We start from the raw sequence: 1364 nt of genomic DNA, 5'->3' as shown, positions 1-1364 counted from the left end.
AGGGTCATTGCGTTGTCGGGTAGCTGCTGGTCACGGCGGTGATCAGGTCGTGTGAGCGGCGGTTTGCTTGGCGTGTGGCGCGGGCGATGTTGGTGGCGCCGTTTAGGCGGTGCCAGCCGATCGCTGTGTTACGCAGCGTTGCGATGACGGCTGGTCCGTTGTCTGTCCGGGCTTGGTGCAGGTCTTCACGGAAAGTCACGTCGCGGACGTGATGGAGGCGGTTCTCGATGTGCCAATGCCGCCGGATCCAGGCCTGCAGATCCCGGGCCGGGGCGTGGCCGGCGGGTAGCGACACGGTCAGGTAGGCCGTCTCGCGGGTGGTCCTACCAGCGACGATCCGGGTGCGGATGATCCGGACTGCCTGCTGGGCGTGCGGGAAACCGATGCCGCCTGGGGTGGCGACGGTGACGGCCTTGACGGTCCGGGTTTCGCGGCGGCCGTGACCGTGGTCGCGGGTCCGGTCACCGACAGGAATCTGCGCCCAGGGCAGGCGTTTGAGCTGCTTGAACAGGGTTGGCTGGTTACCTTTCACCTGCACGAGCAGATGAGCTCGGCGGGCGGTGACCTCGTCGGCGTGCCCGGTCTGGGTGTGCAGGGCATCGGCGATGAACAGGACCCCGGCCAGAGTGCCGAGCACCTTCTCGACAGCGTCGAGCAGCGGCGCGAACGACGTTATCTCGTTCGACTTCGTATCCACGGTGACCTGGGCGAGCACGATCCCGGTCGCGGTATCCAGCGCGGACAGCAGATGAACCTGACGGCCATCGCCCAGGCGGGCGCCGCGCAGCGTCTTGCCGTCCACAGCGATCACGCTGCGGTAGCGGCGTGGCGTCGGACTCGGCTGAGGAGCCCGGGCGTGCAGCCAGCCGGCGAGGATGGTGGTCAGCAGTGTCGGATCGAGACGGATCAACAATCGCCACATCGTCGTGCCGGCGGGCACACCGTCGCTGAAGCCGAGCCGGATACGGGCGTGTTCGTCGAGGTCGTGCAGCCAATCGCTGATTGCCGCGAACGAGGATGCGCCGGCCATGACCGCGCAAACCGCAACGGCCAGCACCGCCGACAGCGGATAACGGATCCCGCGGGGGTCACGCGGATCGGGAACCTTCGCCAGCGCGTTCAGCAACCCATACCGCTCACCTTCGGTGACCGGCGTCGGTGCGGTGGTGGCATGGGGTGTCGTGACGGTCAGTGCGGTGATGAGAGATGATGCCATCGGCGGGTGAGGTCCTCGGAGCTTCGTGTGGCCTAGAGAACTTCATGATCACCGACGTGATCTCACCCGCTACTTCCGCCTCCATAGAGGCCATTCACGCCGTGAATCCCCAGCTCAGAGCACTGCCCTTCGAGAACGCAATGCCCCT

1 protein-coding gene is annotated in these 1364 nt (G+C 66.4%); it reads right to left on the bottom strand.

Features of this window, described 5'->3' with window-relative positions; all coding sequences use genetic code 11:
* Positions 1–4: 4 nt before the first annotated feature.
* Positions 5–1216, bottom strand: a complete 1212-nt coding sequence (locus Acy02nite_RS46125; RefSeq protein WP_239175916.1) for an ISAs1 family transposase — start codon at positions 1214–1216, stop codon at positions 5–7.
* Positions 1217–1364 lie beyond the last annotated feature (148 nt).

It is taken from the genome of Actinoplanes cyaneus, assembly GCF_016862095.1.
GTDB lineage: Bacteria > Actinomycetota > Actinomycetes > Mycobacteriales > Micromonosporaceae > Actinoplanes > Actinoplanes cyaneus.
This window is presented reverse-complemented; position numbering and strand designations above follow the sequence as displayed.

Excerpts from the sequence above, each read along its gene's own strand:
- Acy02nite_RS46125 (WP_239175916.1), bottom strand. The coding sequence starts at position 1,216 with ATGGCATCATCTCTCATCACCGCACTGACCGTCACGACACCCCATGCC.